The organism is Pelovirga sp. (assembly GCF_059864205.1).
In genome coordinates this window covers 1-1,904 of sequence record NZ_JCBCBS010000095.1, presented here as the reverse complement: position 1 = coordinate 1,904, position 1,904 = coordinate 1, and the positions used below count along the sequence as shown (strand labels likewise).

Sequence of the window (1,904 nt, the reverse complement as noted above, 5' to 3'; positions counted from 1 at the left end):
CAGGTTGAGGGCGATGAAGGTTGTCATGCCAGTTCCCGAAAGGCGTTCAGCAGCGGTGTCATATCGTTTTTTATGCTGAAGCGGATGTGCTCGCCGACAAGTCCTTCGAAGTTGCCGCAGTCACGGATCAACACCCGGCGCGCCAGGCAATGCTCGAATAGTTCCGCCGCCCGTCGTCCCTGCAGCCGGCAGAGGATGAAATTTACCGTTGACGGCAGGGCCTGCAGCCAGGGGAAGCTGTCCAGCTCACTGAGCAGCTGTCGTCGCTGGGCGGCAATGCGTTGTGCCATCGGCCGGTTGTCGATATCGATCAGCCGCAGTCCGAGCTCCTGAGCCGGACAGTTGACGTTCCAGGGGGAGCAGCGCTGCTCCAGTTGCGCCGTTAATTCCCGGTTGCCGCTCAGGGTGAACCCCAGTCGCAGCCCCGGCAGGCCGTGAATCTTGGAGAAGGAGCGCAACACCAGCAAATTCGTGCTGAGCTGCGTCGTCAAGGTGAGGGATTCTTCTTCCAGGTGGAATGGCAGGTAGGATTCGTCGACGACAAACAGGGTGGCGGGATGCCGGGCGATCAGCGCGACAAGGTCGGTGCGCGCCACGCTTGTGCCGGTGGGGTTGTTGGGTTGGCACAGAAAACAGAGTTCGCTGTCGATGCACATATCGTCCAGGGTAAAGGCATAATCGGGCGCGGGCGCGACAATCGATGTGATGTCAAGTGCAGCGGCGTGGGCAAAGTGCTGGTAGTCACTGTAGGTCGGCGTAAAAATAGTGACCCGCTTGCCGGCAAAAAGAGCGCAGAGCCGTTCGATGGCCTCGCTGGTGCCGGCACTAACACAGATGTTTTCAGGCGCAATTTGGTAGTGAGCAGCCAGAGCTGCCCGCAGGGTGTGGCTGTGGGGTTCCGGCAGGCGGGCGAGGAGACGTGGAACGTTGAGCCCCTCCAGCACGGCAGGCTGGCTGTCGGCGACATTCGAGCTGTAATCGCGAATGGCATCGGGGCGGCAACCCAGTATGGCCGCTGCCCGGTAGATGTTGCCGCCGTGATGTTCCTGGTGCACGATCAATTTACCCTCCAAGCACAACCGCCGCCAGCAACAATACTGCCTCGCACACTTCGCAGAGGGCGCCGAGCATGTCACCGGTGACGCCGCCGATCATCCGCCGATACCACCACAGGATCAGGGCAAGAAACGCCAGATAGACACCAAGAATGCCGATAAACAGCCCGAAGGGGAGCGCAAAAAAGGCCAGCGCCGGCAAGATCAGGCCGGGGACGATCAGCCCGGAGCGTTCACCGGTGAAGAATGGTTTGGCCAGCCCGTCCTGGCGGGCGTAGGGCAGGCGGTGCATGGCAATGGCCATGGCAAAGCGGGACAGCGCCGGAATCAGCACCAGCAGGGCGATGCTGCTGATATGGGCAAAAGCTACCCCCTTGGCCCCAAGCACCAGGATAAGTGCTACCACGCCCATGGTGCCCGCGTGGACATCCTTCATGATAGCCAGTTTTTTTTCACGGTCGCGGTGGGAGAAGAGGGCGTCGGCACTGTCGCACAGACCGTCCAGATGCAGAGCGCCGCTGATCACCACCAGATAGAGCACCAGGACAAAAGGCGCGATGGTAACCGGGGTGAGCCAGTGCAGCAACGCCAGCCCGGCACCGATCAGCAGCCCGACCCAGGCAAAGGCGGCGGTTGCCCTGGCGCCGTCGAAGGGTGCGGAGCCCAGGCGGATAATGGTGAGAAAGTTCAGAGCGCTGAGAAAGCCCTTCATCGCTGTGCCTTGACGGGGACGGCAATACCGCTGACCAGCAACAATACTTCATCGGCCAGCGCAGCGACGCAGCGGTTGATGCGTGCCAGCAGAGCGCAGTAGCGGCGGGTCATGGGATCGGCCGGAATCACCCCCAG

3 protein-coding genes are annotated in these 1,904 nt (G+C 61.6%); all 3 read right to left on the bottom strand.

Annotated elements, in window-relative coordinates; translation table 11 throughout:
- Window positions 1–23: 23 nt before the first annotated feature.
- From AC6F7T_RS06485 to AC6F7T_RS06475, 3 genes are read right to left on the bottom strand one after another with little or no spacing between them, the layout of a single operon-like run.
- The gene (locus tag AC6F7T_RS06485; RefSeq protein WP_500717185.1) at window positions 24–1,055 is read right to left on the bottom strand and encodes an aminotransferase class I/II-fold pyridoxal phosphate-dependent enzyme; all 1,032 of its coding nucleotides are present in this window, start codon (window positions 1,053–1,055) and stop codon (window positions 24–26) included.
- A 7-nt stretch (window positions 1,056–1,062) separates the two neighbouring features.
- Window positions 1,063–1,767: an adenosylcobinamide-GDP ribazoletransferase gene (gene cobS, locus AC6F7T_RS06480; RefSeq protein ID WP_500717183.1), complete on the bottom strand. Its 705-nt coding sequence runs from the start codon at window positions 1,765–1,767 to the stop codon at window positions 1,063–1,065.
- Entirely contained in the window at window positions 1,764–1,898 is a 135-nt protein-coding gene (locus tag AC6F7T_RS06475; protein WP_500717184.1) for a bifunctional adenosylcobinamide kinase/adenosylcobinamide-phosphate guanylyltransferase, read from the bottom strand. Before AC6F7T_RS06475 ends, cobS begins: the two co-directional genes overlap by 4 nt.
- Window positions 1,899–1,904 lie beyond the last annotated feature (6 nt).

Excerpts from the sequence above, each read along its gene's own strand:
- cobS (WP_500717183.1), bottom strand. The coding sequence starts at position 1,767 with ATGAAGGGCTTTCTCAGCGCTCTGAACTTTCTCACCATTATCCGCCTG.